This is a genomic window from Lysobacter sp. P5_B9, assembly GCF_054049835.1.
Genome location: NZ_JBFULP010000001.1, coordinates 384,536 through 403,270 on the forward strand (window position 1 = coordinate 384,536; position 18,735 = coordinate 403,270).

Genomic DNA, 18,735 nt, shown 5'->3' on the forward strand with positions numbered 1-18,735 from the left:
CATGCAGCTCGTGCTCGTCGCGGCGCTGGACCGCCGCAACGCCATCGGTCGCGACAACGACCTGCCGTGGCGCCTGCCCGATGACCTGAAGCGTTTCAAGGCGCTCACCCTCGGCAAACCCGTGCTGATGGGGCGCAAGACCGCACAGTCGCTGGGACGCGCGCTGCCGGGACGCCTGAACCTGGTGCTGACGCGTTCGGGGCAGGTTCCCTTCGAGCGCATGCAGGCGGTCGCATCGCTGGACGATGCGCGCCGCGTCGCCGGCCAGGCCGGAGCCGGCGAGTTGTGCGTGATTGGTGGCGGTGAGGTCTATGCGCTATGCCTGCCGCTGGCGACGCGGATGCACCTCACCCATGTCGACACGGTGGTTGTCGGCGCCGATGCGTTCTTTCCGGGCTTCGATGCCACGGCCTGGCGCGTCACCGCGCGCGAGGCGCACGTGGCGGATGCGAAGCACGCCTTCGATTTCGACTTCGTCGACTACGAACGGGTCGTCGCTTCCTAGACGCTGCGCGGCGCCTGCGGCCGTCGTTGCGGGGTGCGCGGGCGTGGGGGGCTCGCCGGCACGTCGCGCCCCGGCACCTGCACCACCCGCAGTTCGTCGGTATCCAGCTGCAATGCGGTCAGCTTCCCACCCCACACCGCGCCGGTATCGATCGCATGCACGCCATGGCCGATGAACAGCCCGAGCGTCGACCAGTGCCCGCACACGATCTTCAGGTCCCGCTCGACGCGCCCAGGCACTTCGTACCAGGGATAGAAACCCGGCTGCTGGGTGCCCGGCGAGCCCTTGTCCTCGAACCCGATGCGGCCGCGCGGCGTGCAGTAACGCAGGCGGGTGAAGACATTGATGATCGCGCGGTGGCGATCGACGCCGGCGAGCTTGGGGTGCCATGCCGGCTTGTCGCCGTACATGTTCTTGAGCAGGCGCGCGGCCTGGTCGCCGTGCAGGCGCTCCTCGACTTCGCGCGCGTGGCGTTCGGCCATGGTCGTGGTCCATTTCGGCGCAAGGCCGGCGTGCACCATCATCCAGCCCAATGAACGGTCGACATGCAGCAGCTTCTGCGTGCGCAGCCAGCCGATCAGTTCGTTGGCGTCGGGCGCGAACAGCACGCCCTGCAGGTCCGGGTTGACCTTGCGCTGCTCGTCCTCACGACGCTCGCTGATGGCGAGCAGCGAGAGATCATGGTTGCCGAGCACCACGACGCTGTTGGCGCGCAGCGAATGCACCAGGCGCAGGGTTTCCACCGACTGTCCGCCGCGGTTGACGAGGTCGCCGCAGAACCACAGGCGATCGCGCGCGGGATCGAACGCCAGTTTTTCCAGCAGGCGCTGCGTCGCGTCATAGCATCCCTGCAGGTCGCCAATCGCCCAGACACTCATTCGAACGCCGCCATGTCAGTGCAGCGTCCGTGGAACGGCCAGCGTGAAGGCGGGGATCGGCGCTTCGAACCGCGTACCGTCATCGGCCAGCATCTGGTAGCCGCCACGCATCGTGCCGAGGGCGGTTTCCAGCACGGCGCCGGAGGTGTATTCGAAATTCTCGCCGGGACGCAGGTAGGGTTGCTCGCCGACGACGCCCTCGCCCTCGACCTCCTCGGTCTTGCCGTTGGCGTCGGTGATGATCCAGTGGCGCGTCAGCAGGCGCGCAGGCACCTGGCCACTGTTGCGGATGCGGATGGTGTAGGCGAAGACGTAGCGATCCTGCTCGGGCTCGGACTGGTCGTCGAGATAGCGGGTGGCGACATCGATGTCGATGGCGTAAAGGCTTTCCATGGTCGCAGTGTAGTGCGCGACGCCCGCCCGCGGTAGGTTGCACATCGTCGCGATGTCGATGCCGCGCGCGCCGCTGGCGCGGGCAGGCAATGGCCGTTCGTTGTGCGGCGAACCCGGCCCGCGGTAGGGTGCATATTGTCGCGATGTCGATGCCGCGCGCGCGGCTGACGCGGGCGGGCAATGGCCGATTCGTTGTGCGGCGAACCCGACTCAGACCGACAACGAATTCGCCAGCCTCACGAAATCCGCAACCTCGATCTGCTCCGCGCGCGCATCCGGCCGCACGCCGGCGGCTTCGATCGCGGCAGCATCGCACTGCTGCGACAGCGCATTGCGCAGCGTCTTGCGGCGCTGGCCGAAGGCATCGCGTACCACCTCGGCGAATTTCGCGTGGTCGCGGACGCCAATCGTGGCCGGATCGCGCGGCACCATCCGGACCACGGCGGAATCGACCTTCGGCGGCGGACGAAACGCCCCCGGCGGCACGTTGAACAGCGGGGTCACGTTGCAGTACGCCTGCAGCATCACGCTCAGGCGCCCATAGACCTTGCTGCCCGGGCCTGCGGCCATGCGATCGACCACTTCCTTCTGCAGCATGAAGTGCATGTCGCGGATCGCTGGCGCATGGTCGAGTGCATGGAACAGGATCGGCGTGGAAAGGTTGTAGGGCAGGTTGCCGACCAGGCGGATGGGACCGCCGTTGTGCGACAGCGCGGTGAAGTCGACCGCCAGCACGTCGCGATGGATCACCTCGAGCGTGCCGTGGGCACGCGCCGCTTCGGTCAGGGGGAAGATCAGGTCGCGGTCGAACTCGATGACAGTGAGTTCACCGTGCCGGTCGAGCAGCGGGAACGTGATCGCGCCCTGGCCGGGGCCGATCTCCACCAGGCGATCGCCCGGTTGCGGGTCCACGGCCTGCACGATCTTGCTGATGATCCCGCGCTCGTGCAGGAAGTGCTGGCCAAGGTGTTTCTTGGCAGGCTCGGTGAAAGCGGCGGGTCGGGTCATTCCAGGATTATCGCCGTTGTTTGCCTTGGCCAGCCGCCGGCGCGGCATCGTTATCGTCTTTGCGTGACGTTCACTGGGGGGCGGCGCGGCGCGAGCGCAGGGCGGCGATGCGCGCACAGGTGTGGGCGGCGGCGATCAGGCTGGAAGGGTCGGCGAGGCCGCGGCCGGCGAGGTCGAGCGCCGTGCCGTGGTCGACGGCCACGCGTGGATAGGGCAGACCCAGGGTCAGGTTCACCGCGTGCTCGAAACCGCTGTACTTGAGCACGGGCAATCCCTGGTCGTGGTACATCGCGACCACGGCATCGAACCCGTGCAGTTTCGACGGCAGGAACGCGGTATCGGCTGGCAGCGGACCCGCGAGCTGCATGCCCTCGCCACGCAGCGCGGCGAGCACGGGCTCGATGACCTCGATTTCCTCGCCACCCAGGTGGCCCGCTTCGCCCGCGTGCGGGTTGAGGCCGAGCACGGCGATGACGGGATCGGCGATGCCGAAATCCCTCCGCAGGGCCGTGTGGGTAATGCGCAGCGTGCGCTCCACCGCCTGGGGCGTGACGGCATCGGGCACGGCGCGCAGTGGCAGGTGGGTGGTGACGAGCGCGACACGGACGATGTCGTTGGCCAGCATCATCACCACGTCGCGCCCCGCCTGCCGGGCGAGCAGTTCGGTCGTGCCGGTGTAGGCGATGCCGCCTTCGTTGATGGTGGCCTTGTGCACCGGTCCGGTGACCAGGCCATCGAAGTCGCCACGCAGGCAGCCCTCCGCTGCCAGCCGCAGCGCGCCGATCACGGCCGCGGCGTTGCTTGGATCAGGGGTGCCGAAGGCGGGAACAGTCGCATTGGCGACCTCGACCACTGCGAGTTCGCCCGCCACGCCCTCGGTATGTCCGGGGGCGACGAGGGCGATGGGAAGCGACAGCGCCTCTGCCGCCGCACGCAGGCTGCGTGGATCGGCGAAGACGATCAACTCGTAGTCGCGCGGCCGCTGGGCAAGCCGCACGCATAGTTCCGGCCCGACGCCAGCCGGTTCACCCGGGACCAGCGCGAGCCGGATGGGACGCATGCTCAGCCTTTCGGCGGCTTGGCCGGCTTGGTGCCCTTGGCAGCCGGGGCCGGGGCCGGTTCGGCCGGCAGGCCGTTGCGCATGTCAAGGAAGTAGGCTTCCCCGCGCATTTCCTGCAGGGCGCGGTTCCACTCGTCCTCGAGCTTGCGGCGGCCGATCGTGTCGCTGACCTGTGCGCGGCGGTTCTGTTCGGCGGTATCGGTCTGGCGGGTCGCGATCCGCTGGACGATATGCCAGCCGGCGTCCGAGGTGAACGGTGCGGACACCTGGCCGTCGCTCAACGATGACACCTGCACGCCGAACTCGGTGCCGAACTGCTCCGGCACGAACCAGCCCAGATCGCCGCCCTTGGCCTGCGTGCTGAGGTCCTGGGACTCCTCACGCGCTACCTGGGCGAAGTCCGCGCCGCCCTTCAGGCGCGCCGCGATGGTGTCGATCTTGGCCTTCGCTGCGGCCTGGGACGTGGTGTCGTCGGTGCGGATCAGGATGTGGCGTGCATGGACCTGCGTGATCATGTTGGCGCTGGCAGCCTGGCCTGCGTCGCGCACTTCCACCAGCTTGAGCAACTGGAAGCCGCTGGCGCCGCGCAACGGGGCGCTGACGTCACCGGGTTTCATGTTCTTGATGAGCGAGGCGAATGCCGCCGGGATCTCGTCCATCGAACGCCAGCCGAGGTCGCCGCCTTCCAGCGCGTTGGGACTGTTGGAGTAACGCACCGCAGCGGCGGAAAAATCCATCTCGCCACGGTCGAGCAGACCCTGGACGCCTTCGATCTTGCTCTTCGCCGTGCTGATCTGCTCGGGCGTCGCGCCTTCGGGCAGGGCGATGAGGATGTGGGCAAGGTGGTACTGGGCGCCGGCGTTCTTCTGTGCGGCCAGGGCGGCCTCGATTTCGGCCTCGCTTACGGAAATGCGGCTCTGCGCGAATCGCTGGCGCAGGCGCTGCACGATCAGCTCGTCGCGGATGGAGTTGCGGAAATCCTCGAAGGTTCCGCCATCCGCCACGGCCTGCTGGCGCAGCTGGTCCATGCTCAGCTTGTTCTGCTGCGCGATGCCGGCGATGGCGCTGTCGACTTCCTGGTCGGTGACGCGCACGCCAGTCTGTTCGGCGCGGGCGAGCTGCAGCTTCATCAATACCAGGCGCTCGAGCACCTGCCGCTCGAGCACATCACGCGGCGGCAGCTGGTTCTCGCGGCCGGCGTACTGGCGGTTGATGTTGTTGATGGCGCGATCGAGCTCACTGCGCAGGACCACGTCCTCGTCGACCACGGCGGCAATGCGATCGAGGGGCTGGGGAGCGGTCGCCTGCTGCTGGGCGAAGGCGGAAGTGCCGGTCAGGACGACGGCTGCGAGAAGGCACGCAAACAGTTTCTTCATGGAATGGGGTCTGGAACCTGGTCGCTGTCGGTGCTGTTCACCGACGAGGGCGGGACGAGATAGAGGTCGTCGCGGTCGTATCCGAGGATAGCACGGCGCATGATACGCCTCGTGTCCTGGCCGGCGGAGCCCAGGCCCTTGAGTTCGAACTCCACCTGCAGGCTGTTGTTCAGGTCGCCAGTGCGGTTGCGCAGATAGCGACGGGACAGCACGCGCACCGCCAGGCAGCAGCTGTCCCACTGCACGCCGAAGAGTTGCTCCAGCGTCTTTTTGTCGAGCAGCGAGTAGTAGTAACGGCCCGCCACGCTCCAGTTCTGGCTGACCGGGTACAGGAACGAGAAGTCGGCCTGCTCTACCAGGTCGGCGCGCGTGATCGTGTCGCGGCGGTAGCGATAGCCGACGTTGACGATGCCCCTGTCGCCGATCAGGTAGCGTGCGCGCAGGCTGGCCAGGTTGCCGCCGTTGTACTTCGGGTCCCCCTGGTAGGCGGCGGAGATGTTCCAGCGGTCACTGGGCGCGATGGTGGCTTCCGCCACCCAGGCGGACTTCCCTTGCTGCACCGCCGGCTCGCCGGGCATGACGACCCGGGAGGGATCAAAGTACTTGATCTGGCCGAGGCTCACCGTCAGGCGCTCGCGACCATCCTCTTCTGCAATCAGTCGGGTGGTGAGGGCGGCGGTGAGCTGGTTGGCATCGGCCTGGCGATCCGCGCCGCCGTAGCGGTTGTCGCGGAACAGCTGGCCCCAGCTGAAAGTCAGCGGCGAGGTGTCGAAGATCGGCAGATCGCTCTGGTCTTCGAATGGCACGTGCAGGTAGTAGAGGCGCGGCTCCAGGGTGTGCAGGTAATGCTCGCCGCGAATGCTCGTTTCGCGATCGAAGAAGAGACCGGCGTCGACACTGGTGATGGGCAGGGTGCGCGTCGGACTGGAGTCGCGGCCCGGCGGGGTGTCGTCGAGCTGGTAACCGGTGTAACGCCATGCCAGCTTGGGTCGCAGGAACCAGCTGTTGCCCTGCAGCGGGAAGCTGATGTACGGCTTGAGGTCGAAACGGCTGCCGCCCGGAATGCTGATGTCGGGCCCGACCTGGGTGATGTCGTCGTGCTCGAAGCGGACGATTTCGGAATCCACGCCTGCTTCGAACCAGTCGCCCAGCGGTTTCCCCCAATGAAAGTAGCCGCGCGGCAAGCGGTCGAAGGGCAGGCTGCCCTCGTTGAGCGTGTAGTCGGCCAACTGGTAGCGGTTGACCATCACGCCGGCTTCCCACCAGCGGCCGCGGCCATAGACGCCGGCGGTACTGGTCACGAAGGACGACGAGATTCCGTAGAGACTGTTGCTGAAGTCCTCGAAATAGTGGGTGTCGCTGACCCACCCGAGGTCGGCGCGGGCAAACCAGCTGTCCCCGAGGCGATGGAGTGCGTTGAACGCGAAATTGCCGCGGTCGTCTTCCGGAAGGGTCGCGCCGGGGATCGGGTTGCCGTTGACGTCGTTGAGGTAACGGGACGGTTCGTCGTCGGGCAGGTTGTCGTGGTACATGTAATTGCCGGACAGCCGGCCGCTGCCCTGCGAATACAACCAGCGGAATTCGCCGCCGAGCACGACGCCACGCTTGCTCATGTAACGCGGGTTGAGCGTGGCATCGTAGTTCGGCGCGAGGTTCAGGTAGATCGGCTGGCGCCAGTCGAAGCCGTTGCGGCCGGAAAACGCGATCGAGGGGTACAACAGGCCGGTGCGGCGGCGCTCATCGACCGGGAACATCAGCCACGGTACGTGCAGCACTGGCACCTTGCCGATGCGCAGGGTCGCATTGTGCGCAACGCCCATGCCTTCTTCGGTATTGATGTCGATGCGCCGGGCGCGCAGCTCCCACACGCGTTGCGCGGGTTCGCAGGTCGAATAGGTGGACCCGATCAGCGAACCGTCCGCGCCGTGCATCTCGATGGCCTCGGCGCCGCCGTTGCCACGGCGACGGGTCAGCTGGTACTGCACGTCCTCGATCCGGTGCGTGTCCTTTTCCTGGTTGCCGGTGGCGCGCTCGGCGACCACGCGCATGCCCGAATCCTGATAGCGCACGCTGCCTTCGGCGGCGTAATCGCCGGTCTCGCGATTGAACGTCAGCCTGTCGGTGTGCAGGGTCTGGTCGCCGTGGCTGAGCGAGACATTGCCCTGGATCAGCGTGCTCGTGTTCTCGATGTCCTGGAGCTGGTCGCCCTCGATGTCGGTGGGCTGCTGCGCGCGCGTTTCCGACGACCCCGGGGGCGGCTCGTCGAAGCCGGGCAGGGCATCGACCACCGGGCACAGGCCCCAGTTCTCTTCCCGCTCCCTGGCTTGGGTGGGCAGCGCCAGCGCGATGCAGAGCGACAACGGGAGCAGGCGAAAGCTGGGGCGCACGCGGGCATCCAGGTCCTATACAAACGGCCGCTAGCTTGCCCCATCCCTTGCATACGGGCAATGCAGACGCCTGTGGGCGGCATCGACGTTCATACCTGGGAAGCGGAGGGAGTGGCCTGTCCTGCGCATTCGGACAAGGAGGATGACGGCAAGTGGAACCGTCGGATGCAATGGTTATTGCGCATTTCACCGTGGCAAGTGATCACAATGCCGCGGGCTGGCGTACAGCTGCGCAGAAGCAAAAGCGGCGGATCGTTGCCGATCCGCCGCCAGGTGAAAGCACCGGGATTGGGTAGTCCGCTTACTTTGGCGCCGCGGTCGTCTTGGTGGTGGTAGTGCCGGCGTCATCCGGCTCTTCGCCCCGGGTGGACGGCTTGCCGGAATTACCCGCGAACAGCGTCGGATCTTCGAACTCGATATCGAGCCATGGGCGTTCGCTCAGGCCGATCGCACGATCGAGCATGGTCGGCAGCATGCCGGTGGGCAGCGAGCTTTCGCTGTTCCACAGGATCGCGATGCCCAGGTCCCGATCGGGAAGCATCGCCACCACGCCGCGGTAGCCCTGCACGGCCCCGCCGTGGAAGACCAGGTTGTTGCCGGCGTAGTTGTAGACGCGCCAACCCAGGGCATAGCTCGCCGAACTCAGGCGTTCGCGCCGCCAGGACGATCCACGCAGTTCGCTGGGCGTGGCCACCAGTGGCTGGTGCAGGGTGGCCAGCAGCGGCGCGGACAGTACGTCCGCGCGATGGCCGGTGTGTGCCAGCAACCATTGCGCCATGTCGGACGCGCTGGCGTTGACCCCCGCGGCCGGGGCCACGTGGTAGTAACTCGGTTTCGGCGTCAGCGACAGCCAGCCACCGCGGGTGCGGACATGCGGGCGGGCCCAGTTGGGGCTGGCGAGGATCCCCTCCAGGCCCACGCTGGCGTCGTTCATGCCGAGGGGGCGGAGAATGCGGTTCTGCACGGCCTGGCCATACGGCACGCCGGTGGCGCCCTGGATGACGTCGCCAATCAGGCTGAAGGCGATGTTCTGGTAGCCGTAGCAGGTGCCCGGTGCGCATTCCATCGGCGCATAGGCAAGTTTCTGGGTCAGCGTCGCGTAGTCGACGTTGGCTTCCAGGTCACGGTCATAGGCGTTGTGGCGCAGGCCGACGCGGTGGCTCAGCAGGTCGGCGACCGTGATCTTCTGCGCGGCCGACGGATCGACCAGGCGGAAGTCCGGGTCGTATTGGGTCAGGCGGGTATCCCAGCGCAGGGTGCCGTCATTGACCAGCAGCCCGGTGAGGGTGCCCGCGAAAGCCTTGGATAACGAGGCCAGGCGGAAAACGGTGTGGGCGTCGACCGGCAACGGCGCGCGCGTGTCGGTGATGCCGTACCCGCGGGCACTGAGGACCTGGCCGTTGTGGACGATGGCCATCGCCAGTCCAGGCACGCGCTGGTTGGCGACGAGCTGCTGCGCCATGGCCTCGAACTGGGCGACGTTGAAATCCGAACCCAGGGGGCGGACGTTCTGTACGGCGGCGCGATCGATATAACCGGTGCGCGGGACCGGCGCCTGCGAGGCGGCACGGCCTTCCCACCGCAGCGGCGTCTGGGCGGCAGAGCCCAAGGCCTGGGTCATCAGGCACGAGAGGATCAATCCGGCTTGCCACATCCTGCGGGACCGGCGGCTGGATGGTTCTTTCATCGCTCGCAGCGCCTGCGTATGCTGTAAATCGCGCCGGATCATAACTCCAAAACCACTCCAAAATTCAAGGGACGGGGGCAACAAACATGTTCAGCTTGCTGATTTTGTTGGCTTTGGTGATCGTGTTGGCGTTCTGGGTGGTCGGCATCTACAACGGCCTGATCACGGCGCGGAATGGATTCAAGAATGCCTTCGCCCAGATCGACGTCCAGCTCCAGCGCCGGTTCGACCTGATCCCCAATCTGGTCGAAACCGCCAAGGGATACTTAAGACACGAACGAGAGACCCTGGAAGCGGTCATCGCCGCCCGTGGCGCCGCCATCTCCGGCCTGTCCGCTGCCAAGGCCAGCCCCGGCGACCCCGCCGCCATGGGGCAGTTGGCCGCGACCCAGGAGCAGCTCAATGGCGCGCTCGGCCGCCTGCTGGCCGTCGCCGAGGCGTACCCGGACCTCAAGGCCAACCAGAACATGATGCAGCTCACCGAGGAGCTGGCCTCGACCGAAAACAAGGTCGCATTCGCCCGGCAGGCCTTCAACGACAGTGTCATGGGCTACAACAACCGGCGCGAGGTGTTCCCCTCGAGTGTCATCGCCGGCATGTTCAATTTCGCGCCCGCGGCGCTGCTGGAGATCCCGGCCGGACAGCAGGCCGAGGTGAGGGCGGCGCCGAAGGTCCAGTTCTGAGCCGGGGATTCGCGATCCGTCGGCAGGGGCGCAGTGCCCATTGCCGCGACTCCTGATCACGGGCTGACCCTGCCGGCGCGAGATGAACTTCTTCGAACACCAGGCCGCGGCGCGGCGCAACGCAACATGGCTGGTACTGCTGTTCGCGCTGGCCGTGGCCGGGATAGTGACAGCGGTGGATCTCGCCGTGTGGCTGGTGTTCGCCAGCTCGGATCCCCTGCCGGGCGAAACCGGCGCAATGCTGGTCTTCACCTCGCTGCTGACGCTGGGGGTGATCGGCCTGGGATCGCTCTATCGCATCGCGACGCTGCGCGGCGGTGGGGAATCCGTGGCGCTACAGATGGGCGGCGTGGCGGTACCCGAGCACAGCAGCGACTTCCACCTGCGCCGCCTGCGCAATGTCGTCGAGGAGATCGCGATCGCCTCGGGCGTGCCGATGCCCAAGCTCTACGTGCTGGAGCACGAAGCCGCGATCAACGCCTTCGCCGCGGGTTATGCGCCGTCCGATGCGGTGGTGGCGGTGACGCGCGGCGCTCTGGAGCGCCTCAACCGCGACGAATTGCAGGGCGTGATCGCGCATGAGTTCAGCCACGTCCTCAACGGCGACATGCGCCTGAACATCCGCCTGATGGGAGTGCTGTTCGGCATCCTCATGCTCGCGATCATCGGCCGCAAGGTGCTCGAACTCGGGCGGGGGCGCGACAAGAACGCCGGCGCGATCCTCGTCGCAGCGCTGATCGCGATGATCGTCGGTTACATCGGCCTGTTTTTCGGCCGCCTGATCAAGGCCGGGGTGAGCCGCTCGCGCGAACGCCTCGCCGATGCATCCGCGGTCCAGTTCACGCGGCAGACAAGCGGCCTGGCGGGCGCACTGAAAAAAATTGGCGGCATCGACGAAGGCAGCAAGCTCAGCCATCGCAGCGATGCCGAGGAAATCAGCCACATGCTCTTCGGCGATGGCGTGGGCCTGCGCAGCTGGTTCGCCACGCATCCGCCATTGCTCGAGCGCATCAGGGTGTTGGAACCCGGTTTCACCAGTGACCAGCTCGCGCGGCTGCGCCTGCAATGGCACGCGCTGCCACCCAACGGCCTGGACGAGGACGTGCAGATGGGGTTCGCCGGTGCCCGCACCATGCCGTCATTGCCCCCATCGGCAACGGAGCAGACGGTGACGCCCGCGGGCGTCGTGGCGCAGGTCGCGCAACCTGGCGCTGATGATTACCGCGCCGCGGACGTTATCGCCGCGCATCTCCCCGAGGAGCTGCGTGCGCTGGCGGCGCAACGCGACAGGGTGGTTCCGTTGCTGCTCGCATTGCTGCTCGACACGCAGCCCGCCGTGGCGGACAAGCAGGGCGACGAGATTGCCGCACGCATGGGCAAGACCGCAGCCGTGGAGGCACGCACGCTGCAGCAGGACGCGGTGGCATCGCTGCATCCCGTGCTGCGCTTGCCGCTGGCCTCGCTGGCATTTCCGGTGCTGCGCCGGCGGCCGCGACCGGAACTCGACGTGTTCCTGGATACCGTCAACGCGATGGTCTATGCCGACGGCAACGTCTCCCTGTTCGAGTATTGCCTGGCGCGGCTCCTCACCGTGCACGTGCGCGAGTCCCTGGACCCTTCCCGCTACGCGCGCTTCGGCCGTCGCAAACTGAGCGGCGTGCGCAACGAGGTCACCACGCTCCTTACCGTGGTGGCGCAATGCGGCAACACCGATGCGGAAACCGCCCGCCAGGCTTTCCTGGCCGGCATGCTGCGCGTGCTTCCCGACCAGCCCTTGCCCTACGTGCCAAGAACCGATGGCGTGCTGGCGCTGGATGATGTGTGGGTGCCGTTGGATGCGCTGGAGCCGTTGGCGAAGGAGGCGCTGGTCGAAGGGATCACCGCCACCATCAGCCACGACGGACGCATCGATGTCGCCGAAGCCGAACTCCTGCGCACGATCTGCAGCGTATTGCATTGCCCGCTGCCGCCATTGCTGGGGCAGCAATGAGCTGGCGGGGGTCGGGCTTCAGGCCATCCGTCCGCTGATCAGGTCCGCGGCGCGCTCGGCGATCATCATGGTCGGGGCATTGGTGTTGCCGCCGATCAGCGTCGGCATCACCGACGCATCGATCACCCGCAGCCCCTCGACGCCGCGCACGCGCAACTGCGGGTCGACTACGGACGCGTCGTCGCTGCCCATGCGGCAGGTGCCGACGGGGTGGTAGACGGTTTCGGCCTTGGCGCGGATGAATTCGACGAGCTCTGCATCCGACAGGTCGTTGCGCGCGGGATGGATCGGCGCGCCCCGGTACGCATCGAACGCCTTCTGTGCGAACACGTCGCGGGTGATCTTCGCGCACTCGACCATCATCTTCAGGTCGAAGCCTTCCGCGTCGCTCAGGTAATTGGCCTCGATCCGCGCCTTGTCGCCGGCATTGGCGCTGGCCAGCAGGATGCGGCCGCGGCTGCGCGGCCGCAGGAAACAGGCATGCGCGGTATAGCCATCGCCAGCAAGGCGGTGGCGGCCGTGGTCGTCGAGCATCGCCGGAACGAAATGGAACTGGATGTCGGCGCGATCGTCCGGTGCGAACCGCGAACGCACGAAGGCGCCGGCTTCGGCGATATTGCTGCTGCCAGGGCCGCTGTGGCCACGCAGGTAGTAGTCAAAGGCGATCTTTGCATCGCTGACGCGGTCGTAGGTCACGCGCTGGGTCGAATGCTGCAAGGTGCAGATATCGAGGTGGTCCTGCAGGTTTTCGCCCACTTGCGGCGCGTCGAATACGACATCGATGCCGTGCCGGCGCAGGTGATGGGCTGGACCGATGCCGGACAGCATCAACAGCTGGGGTGAATTGATCGCCCCACCGCTCAGCAGCACTTCGCGCGTGGCGACCTGGTGGAACGCCTTGCCGCCGACCGCATAGGTGACACCGTTCGCGCGCTGCGCGCCTGTCGAAGCCGGGTCGAACGTGATGCGGCTGGCCTGGGCGCCGGTGACGATGGTGAGGTTGTGGCGTTCGCGTATCGGATGCAGGTAGGCCACGGCCGCCGAGCATCGCGCACCGTCCTTCTGCGTCACCTGGTAGAGGCCGAACCCCTGTTGGTGCGGGCCGTTGAAGTCGCGGTTGCGCGCGTAACCCGCTTGCTGGCCCGCTTCGATGAAGGCCTGCGACAGCGGGTTGGTGTATCGCAGGTCGGAAACGTACAACGGCCCCTGGCCGCCGTGCAGGGCATCGCCACCGCGCTCGTTGTGTTCGCTGCGCTTGAAGAACGGCAATACCTGTTTCCAGCCCCAGCCCGTTGCTCCCTGCGCGACCCAGTCGTCGTAGTCGCCGGGAACGCCGCGGATGTAGCACATCGCATTGATCGAGCTGGAACCGCCGAGCACCTTGCCGCGTGGCCACCACATTGGCCGGTTGTTGAGCTGCGGCTCGGGAGCGGTGTCGTAATTCCAGTTCACGCCCTTCTTGCCAACCAGCTTGGCCAGTCCGGCGGGCATATGGATGAAGGGATGCCAGTCGCGGGGACCGGCTTCCAACAGCAGGACTTTGCAGGCAGGATCCTCGGAAAGCCGGTTTGCCAACACGCAACCGGCAGAGCCGGCGCCGATGATGATGTAGTCGTACAACGTGCTGATCCCGGTTGCGTTACCACTTGATGACCGCGCCGACGCTATTCCCCGAGCCTAGAGCATTTGCTCTGGCAAGGGGCGGGACGCCGGATGTGCAGGCGCCGCGCACGTTGGCGCGCTGTAGCGGGAGGGGCTGGCTTGGGCTACCGTGGCGCCAGTTTTCGCGGAGCGGTTGCATGGCGACCATCGACGCCGCCGGTAACGCCGGGCGGCGCATCCACACGGGGGAGTGGCGCGCGGTCGCGCTGTCTTTCGTCTATTTCTTCTGCGTGCTGACCGCCTACTACGTGATGCGGCCGGTGCGCGAGCAGTTGTCTGCCGCAGTGGGATCGACGCAGTTGCCATGGTTCTACGCGGGCACCTTCTTCGCGACCCTGGCGCTGGCGCCGGTATTCGGCGCCCTGGTGTCGCGATACCCGCGGCGAATCGTCGTGCCGGTGGTGTACCTGTTCTTCATCGCGTGCCTGATCGGCTTCATTCCGCTGTTTACCCACCAGGGATTGCTCAGTCCGCGCGCCCTCGGGACCGCGTTCTTCGTCTGGGTCAGCGTGTTCAACCTGTTCGTGGTGTCGGTGTTCTGGAGCTTCATGGCCGACATCTGGAGCGAGGAGCAGTCGCGCCGTCTGTTTCCCATCATCGCCGTCGCGGGCACGGCCGGTGCGATCACCGGACCGCTGCTGACGAAGTCGCTGGTCGACGTGATCGGGGTCGCGCCGCTGCTGGCGGTATCGGCGACGCTGCTGGCGGCCGCGGTGGTCTGCGCGATATTGCTGGGGCAATGGGCCCGCGTGCATGGCGCCCGGCGCCACGATGCCTCCCACGAAACCGCCATCGGCGGCGGCATGCTCGACGGACTCAAGCAGGTCTTCACGCAGCCGTTCATGCGCAGCATGGCGTTCCTGCTGCTGCTCGCGGACGGCATCGGCACGGTCAACTACGCGCTCGTGTCCGACTACTCGGGAGCGACCTTCAGCGATGCGGTCGCGCGCACGCGTTTCGCCGCCAACGTGGACCTGACGGCGAACATCCTGACCGTGGTGCTGCAGTTGCTGGTCACCCGCTGGTTGCTGCCGCGCAAGGGCCCGGGCCTGCTCATCACCCTTTGGGCCGGTATCAGCGTAATCGCGCTGTCCCTGGTGATCTTCTCGCCCGATCCGCATGCGCCGATCGTCGGCGGATTCCCTGCGGTGGCCCTCGCGCTCATCATCAGCCGCGGCCTCGCCTACGGCATGGCCGAGCCCGCGCGCCACAGCCTGTTTACCCGCGTGCCGCGCAACGAGCGCTACAAGGGGCAGAACACCGTCGATACCGCCGTATGGCGGTTTGGCGACATGGCGATCGCACTGGGGATGAATGGCCTGCGTTCGCTTGGGGTCGCTGCTGGCGGGTTCGCCACGTTGAGTGCGCTGGCGGCGTTCACGGCGGCGGCGATTGGCGTGCGGCTGTCGCGGCAGGCGATGTTTGGCGGGCGGGAGTCGCGGGCGCCAGCGCGCACTTGAGTGGCGGTGCATTTGAGTGCCAGTGCCCCGGCCTGGGTTACGCTGCGGCTTCGCAACAGTGTCGCTTTCATCGAAGGGGAAACCGATGTCCACCGTCGCCGTCCTGCTGGTGCTGCTGGTCGCCCTGTTGCACCTGTACTTCCTTGTGCTCGAGATGTTCCTGTGGACCAGGCCACTGGGGCTGAAGGTGTTCCGGCAATCCGCGGAAAAAGCCGAGCAATCCAAGGTGCTGGCCGCGAACCAGGGGCTCTATAACGGCTTTCTTGCAGCGGGACTGGTTTACGGCGCGCTTACGGGGTCGCGCGAATTTGAACTGTTCTTCCTTGCCTGCGTGATCATCGCTGGGCTTTACGGCGCGGCGACGGTCAACAAACGCATCTTCTTCATCCAGTCGATGCCGGCATTACTGGCGATGGGCGCTGTCCTGGCCGCGTGATTTCGGCGACAGCCACATCATGATCCGGGCGCGGAATACTTCTTCCCCGGCCGCATCGCGTACCGACACAAGCACCGGCAGGTCGTAGCCGCTCGCGGCGTCCTTGATGGCAGTCTCCGGCGCGGCGACGGCGTGCAGGGTGCCACGCGCCTTCTTGAGGTATTCGACGGTCATTCCCTTGGGTATCCAGCGCATCGAAGCCGGCAGCGACGCCTCGGTCATCACGCCGGCACTCAGTTCGGCCAGGTTGCACAGGGCGATCGCGTGCACGGTGCCGAGGTGGTTGTGGACGCGGCGCCGGTCGGGAATCTCGACTTCGCAGCGCCCCGGTTCCAGTGCGGTGAAGCGCGGCGAGATCGTCGCGAAGTAGGGGGCGCGCCAGCACACCGCACGCGAGAAGAGCCAGCGCCCGCCGGGCCAGCGGTTGAGGCGGCGGTACATCGAAAGCACGGAAGCAGCCATGCGCTGTGACTCCGGAAAGGAAGACGGCGGGCCTGGCCCGCCGTCCTGTGCGATTGACTGGCTGGATCAGGCCGCGGCGCGACTGTCGTAATTCTCGCGACGATAGCCGGCGGAGCGCAGTTCCTCTGCATCGAAGTCGTCGACGCTGATCACATCGATCGTCATCTCCCGCAGTTCTTCCAGTTGCTTGCGCTCGTCGGCGGTAATCCAGCCTTCGCGCACGCCTTCGTCGAGCTGGGAGGCGAAATCCAGCGCCTCGATGTCGCTGTTCTTCAGTGCCTTGAGGAACTTGCGCTCCACCGGTTCGGCCAGGATCACCTTGGGCAGGTAGCTGTTGATGCGGCCGGCCGGATTGTTGGCGCAGGGCGTCAGGAAGGTGCCGGTGGCAAGGCGGTCGCGCGCCTCGTTGGGCGACATCAGCAGCGAGGCGATCTTGTGGCCGAGGCGGTCGCTCGGTGCCTGCGCACGGCGACCCCAGGGGAAGATCAGCGCCCACAGCAGGTAACTGACCGGCCGCACCGGGAAATTGCGCAGCGCCGCGGAAAATGCGGTTTCGATCTTGTTGACGGCATCGTGGAAAGCCCACGCCAGCAGCGGCTGGTCGGACACCGGACGGCCCTGGTCCTCGTAGCGCTTGAGCATGGCGCTGGCGATGTAGAGCTGGCTCAGCACGTCACCCAGGCGGCCCGACAGCGATTCCTTGAACTTCAGCTTGCCGCCGAGCAGCAGCATCGACGTGTCCGCTGCCAGTGCCAGCGCCGCCGAATAGCGGTTGAGCTTGCGGTAGTAGCGGCGGGTGTACTTGTCACCCGGGGCCTTGCCGATGCGCGCACCGGTGAAGCCGTACCACCAGCTGCGCACGGCATTGGAGAAGGCGAAGCCGACATGGCCGAACAGGTTCGCGTCGAATTCGGTCAGGCGCTCTTCCGGATCCGACAGGCCCGCGGCCTTCATTTCCTTGAGCACCCATGGATGGCAGAGGATCGCGCCCTGGCCGAAGATCATCAGCGAGCGCGTCATGATGTTCGCGCCCTCCACCGTGATCATGATCGGCAACGCCTGCCAGTTGCGGCCCGCGTAGTTCTTCGGGCCGAGGATGATGCCCTTGCCACCGTGGATATCCATCACGTCGGTGGCGACTTCCCGCGCCATCTCGGTGCAGTGGTACTTGGCGATCGTCGACGGCACCGCCGGCAACTCACCGCGCGTGACGGCGGCGGCCGCGGCTTCCGACAGCGCGCTGATCGCGTAGGCCTTGCCGCCGATGCGGGCGAGGGCCTCCTCCACGCCTTCGAAGCGGCCGACGGAGAGGCCGAACTGCTTGCGGATGCGTGCATACGCTCCGGTGACGACGGCGCCGAACTTGGCGCCGCCGCTGGCGGTGGAGGGCAGGGTGATGGAGCGGCCGATCGACAGGCATTCGACCAGCATCTGCCAGCCCTTGCCGGCAAATGCCTCGCCGCCGATCAACTGGCTGAGCGGGATGAAGACTTCCTTGCCATGGATCGGGCCGTTCTGGAACGGCGAGTTGAGCGGGAAGTGGCGGCGGCCGATTTCCACGCCGGGCGTGTCGCGCGGCAACAACGCCAGGGTGATGCCGATGTCGCGCTTGTCGCCGATGAGTCCGTCCGGGTCGTACATGCGGAACGCCAGGCCGATCAGGGTCGCGACCGGGGCGAGGGTGATGTAGCGCTTGTCGAAGGTGAGCTTCACGCCGACCACGCGTGCCCCGTTCCACTCGCCCATGGTGACGATGCCGAAGTCGGGGATCGACGTCGCATCCGAACCCGCCCACGGGCCGGTGAGGCCGAAGCACGGTACTTCGCGGCCGTCGGCCAGGCGCGGCAGGTAGTAATCCTTCTGTTCCTTGCTGCCGTAGTGCAACAGCAGCTCGGCCGGGCCCAGCGAGTTGGGCACGCCGACGGTGGAACTGAGCACGGTCGAGACGGTGGCCAGCTTCTGGATCACCTTGTGGTTGCCCAGTGCGGTGAAGCCCAGGCCGCCATATTCCTTCGGCACGATCATGCCGAAGAACTTGTTGCGCTTGATGTAATCCCAGATCTCCGGGGTCAGGTCCGCGTTGACGTGGGTGATCTGCCAGTCGTTGGTCATGCGGCAGACCTCTTCGACCGGACCGTCGAGGAAGGCCTGCTCATCCGGGCGAAGCTCTGGCCTGGGCTGGTCGAACAGCACGTCCCAGTCGGGCTTGCCCGAGAACAGCTGGCCTTCCCAGCCGACCGTGCCGGCTTCCAGGGCGACGCGCTCGGTTTCCGACAGCGGGGGCAGGATCCTGGTGTAGAAGCCAAGTAATGGCTGGGTGATGAAGGGCAGGCGGATCTGCGGCACCAGCAGGGGCACCGCGACCAGGGCGGCGAAGATCGTGGCGACGATGGTCGCGGTGATGTTCGCTCCCAGCATCAGGCAGCCGATCAGGGCGGTCAGCGTGGCCGCGGCCCAGACGACGAGGCGCAGGCGGTGGTACGCGGCAACGGCGCCGACGACCAGCAGGGCGAGGAAGGGAAGGGCGATGCTCATGTGGGCTCCGACGCGACGTGGCGTTGACGGGCTGAGGTAAGGGTAGTCCGTTCCGCGCCGGGTGCCTGGATCTGCTGCCGCGCGGGAGCGGATTCAAACAGTGGCATGAAACGCGTAACATACGGCCGAGTATGTTTCGGGCGTGCGAGCACTGTCAACCGCGCCGCCATCCCCGTTTCGGGACTGTGCGTACTATCACAGTCGCCACCGTAT

15 protein-coding genes are annotated in these 18,735 nt (G+C 66.6%); 5 read left to right on the forward strand and 10 right to left on the reverse strand.

Annotation, left to right across the window (positions count from 1 at the left end):
- The first annotated feature begins 1 nt into the window (after window position 1).
- Entirely contained in the window at window positions 2-505 is a 504-nt protein-coding gene (locus ACXJJ9_RS01760) for a dihydrofolate reductase (RefSeq protein ID WP_457095561.1), read from the forward strand.
- Here the strand turns inward: ACXJJ9_RS01760 and ACXJJ9_RS01765 are convergent.
- The 7 genes from ACXJJ9_RS01765 to ACXJJ9_RS01795 all read right to left on the reverse strand — a co-directional run bounded on the left by ACXJJ9_RS01765 (window position 502) and on the right by ACXJJ9_RS01795 (window position 9,294).
- The gene (locus ACXJJ9_RS01765) at window positions 502-1,383 is read right to left on the reverse strand and encodes a symmetrical bis(5'-nucleosyl)-tetraphosphatase (protein ID WP_457095562.1); all 882 of its coding nucleotides are present in this window, start codon (window positions 1,381-1,383) and stop codon (window positions 502-504) included. The two genes, ACXJJ9_RS01760 and ACXJJ9_RS01765, sit on opposite strands and share 4 nt — an antisense overlap.
- Before the next feature lie 15 nt (window positions 1,384-1,398).
- Window positions 1,399-1,776, reverse strand: a complete 378-nt coding sequence (gene apaG / locus ACXJJ9_RS01770; protein WP_310051221.1) for a Co2+/Mg2+ efflux protein ApaG — start codon at window positions 1,774-1,776, stop codon at window positions 1,399-1,401.
- Window positions 1,777-1,986: 210 nt separating this feature from the next.
- A complete protein-coding gene (gene rsmA / locus ACXJJ9_RS01775) occupies window positions 1,987-2,784 on the reverse strand; it encodes a 16S rRNA (adenine(1518)-N(6)/adenine(1519)-N(6))-dimethyltransferase RsmA (RefSeq protein ID WP_457095563.1) in 798 nt (265 codons plus the stop codon).
- A gap of 70 nt (window positions 2,785-2,854) precedes the next feature.
- Window positions 2,855-3,844, reverse strand: coding sequence for a 4-hydroxythreonine-4-phosphate dehydrogenase PdxA (gene pdxA / locus ACXJJ9_RS01780; protein ID WP_457095564.1), 990 nt, complete (start codon window positions 3,842-3,844; stop codon window positions 2,855-2,857).
- Window positions 3,845-3,846: 2 nt separating this feature from the next.
- Entirely contained in the window at window positions 3,847-5,220 is a 1,374-nt protein-coding gene (locus tag ACXJJ9_RS01785; protein WP_457095565.1) for a peptidylprolyl isomerase, read from the reverse strand.
- On the reverse strand, window positions 5,217-7,607 hold the full coding sequence (gene lptD, locus ACXJJ9_RS01790; protein WP_457095566.1) for an LPS assembly protein LptD: 2,391 nt from the start codon (window positions 7,605-7,607) through the stop codon (window positions 5,217-5,219). The genes ACXJJ9_RS01785 and lptD overlap by 4 nt, the downstream gene beginning before the upstream one ends.
- 301 nt (window positions 7,608-7,908) lie before the next feature.
- Window positions 7,909-9,294, reverse strand: coding sequence for a serine hydrolase domain-containing protein (locus tag ACXJJ9_RS01795; protein ID WP_457095567.1), 1,386 nt, complete (start codon window positions 9,292-9,294; stop codon window positions 7,909-7,911).
- Between the two features lie 86 nt (window positions 9,295-9,380).
- Here ACXJJ9_RS01795 and ACXJJ9_RS01800 point away from each other — a divergent pair, with 86 nt between their 5' ends.
- Entirely contained in the window at window positions 9,381-9,977 is a 597-nt protein-coding gene (locus ACXJJ9_RS01800; RefSeq protein WP_457095568.1) for a LemA family protein, read from the forward strand.
- 82 nt (window positions 9,978-10,059) lie between these two features.
- The gene (locus tag ACXJJ9_RS01805; RefSeq protein WP_457095569.1) at window positions 10,060-11,967 is read left to right on the forward strand and encodes a M48 family metallopeptidase; all 1,908 of its coding nucleotides are present in this window, start codon (window positions 10,060-10,062) and stop codon (window positions 11,965-11,967) included.
- Window positions 11,968-11,985: 18 nt separating this feature from the next.
- Here ACXJJ9_RS01805 and ACXJJ9_RS01810 read toward each other — a convergent pair whose 3' ends face one another.
- Complete coding sequence (locus ACXJJ9_RS01810) at window positions 11,986-13,587, reverse strand: GMC family oxidoreductase (protein ID WP_457095570.1); 1,602 nt, start codon at window positions 13,585-13,587, stop codon at window positions 11,986-11,988.
- Between the two features lie 179 nt (window positions 13,588-13,766).
- On the opposite strand from ACXJJ9_RS01810, the gene ACXJJ9_RS01815 reads away from it, so the two are divergent.
- Both ACXJJ9_RS01815 and ACXJJ9_RS01820 read left to right on the forward strand, forming a co-directional pair.
- Window positions 13,767-15,089: an NTP/NDP exchange transporter gene (locus ACXJJ9_RS01815; protein WP_457095571.1), complete on the forward strand. Its 1,323-nt coding sequence runs from the start codon at window positions 13,767-13,769 to the stop codon at window positions 15,087-15,089.
- A gap of 85 nt (window positions 15,090-15,174) precedes the next feature.
- Window positions 15,175-15,525, forward strand: a complete 351-nt coding sequence (locus ACXJJ9_RS01820) for a DUF1304 domain-containing protein (RefSeq protein ID WP_457095572.1) — start codon at window positions 15,175-15,177, stop codon at window positions 15,523-15,525.
- On the opposite strand, the gene ACXJJ9_RS01825 is transcribed toward ACXJJ9_RS01820, so the two are convergent.
- Both ACXJJ9_RS01825 and ACXJJ9_RS01830 read right to left on the reverse strand, forming a co-directional pair.
- On the reverse strand, window positions 15,493-15,987 hold the full coding sequence (locus ACXJJ9_RS01825; protein ID WP_457095573.1) for a hotdog fold domain-containing protein: 495 nt from the start codon (window positions 15,985-15,987) through the stop codon (window positions 15,493-15,495). The two genes, ACXJJ9_RS01820 and ACXJJ9_RS01825, sit on opposite strands and share 33 nt — an antisense overlap.
- A gap of 66 nt (window positions 15,988-16,053) precedes the next feature.
- A complete protein-coding gene (locus ACXJJ9_RS01830) occupies window positions 16,054-18,522 on the reverse strand; it encodes an acyl-CoA dehydrogenase (protein ID WP_457095574.1) in 2,469 nt (822 codons plus the stop codon).
- Window positions 18,523-18,735 lie beyond the last annotated feature (213 nt).

What these genes read in the sequence shown, in the direction of transcription:
- ACXJJ9_RS01760 (WP_457095561.1), top strand. Translation starts at nt 2, where the DNA reads ATGCAGCTCGTGCTCGTCGCGGCGCTGGACCGCCGCAACGCCATCGGT.
- ACXJJ9_RS01765 (WP_457095562.1), bottom strand. Translation starts at nt 1,383, where the DNA reads ATGAGTGTCTGGGCGATTGGCGACCTGCAGGGATGCTATGACGCGACG.
- apaG (WP_310051221.1), bottom strand. Translation starts at nt 1,776, where the DNA reads ATGGAAAGCCTTTACGCCATCGACATCGATGTCGCCACCCGCTATCTC.
- rsmA (WP_457095563.1), bottom strand. Translation starts at nt 2,784, where the DNA reads ATGACCCGACCCGCCGCTTTCACCGAGCCTGCCAAGAAACACCTTGGC.
- pdxA (WP_457095564.1), bottom strand. Translation starts at nt 3,844, where the DNA reads ATGCGTCCCATCCGGCTCGCGCTGGTCCCGGGTGAACCGGCTGGCGTC.
- ACXJJ9_RS01785 (WP_457095565.1), bottom strand. Translation starts at nt 5,220, where the DNA reads ATGAAGAAACTGTTTGCGTGCCTTCTCGCAGCCGTCGTCCTGACCGGC.
- ACXJJ9_RS01795 (WP_457095567.1), bottom strand. Translation starts at nt 9,294, where the DNA reads ATGAAAGAACCATCCAGCCGCCGGTCCCGCAGGATGTGGCAAGCCGGA.
- ACXJJ9_RS01800 (WP_457095568.1), top strand. Translation starts at nt 9,381, where the DNA reads ATGTTCAGCTTGCTGATTTTGTTGGCTTTGGTGATCGTGTTGGCGTTC.
- ACXJJ9_RS01805 (WP_457095569.1), top strand. Translation starts at nt 10,060, where the DNA reads ATGAACTTCTTCGAACACCAGGCCGCGGCGCGGCGCAACGCAACATGG.
- ACXJJ9_RS01815 (WP_457095571.1), top strand. Translation starts at nt 13,767, where the DNA reads ATGGCGACCATCGACGCCGCCGGTAACGCCGGGCGGCGCATCCACACG.
- ACXJJ9_RS01820 (WP_457095572.1), top strand. Translation starts at nt 15,175, where the DNA reads ATGTCCACCGTCGCCGTCCTGCTGGTGCTGCTGGTCGCCCTGTTGCAC.
- ACXJJ9_RS01825 (WP_457095573.1), bottom strand. Translation starts at nt 15,987, where the DNA reads ATGGCTGCTTCCGTGCTTTCGATGTACCGCCGCCTCAACCGCTGGCCC.
- ACXJJ9_RS01830 (WP_457095574.1), bottom strand. Translation starts at nt 18,522, where the DNA reads ATGAGCATCGCCCTTCCCTTCCTCGCCCTGCTGGTCGTCGGCGCCGTT.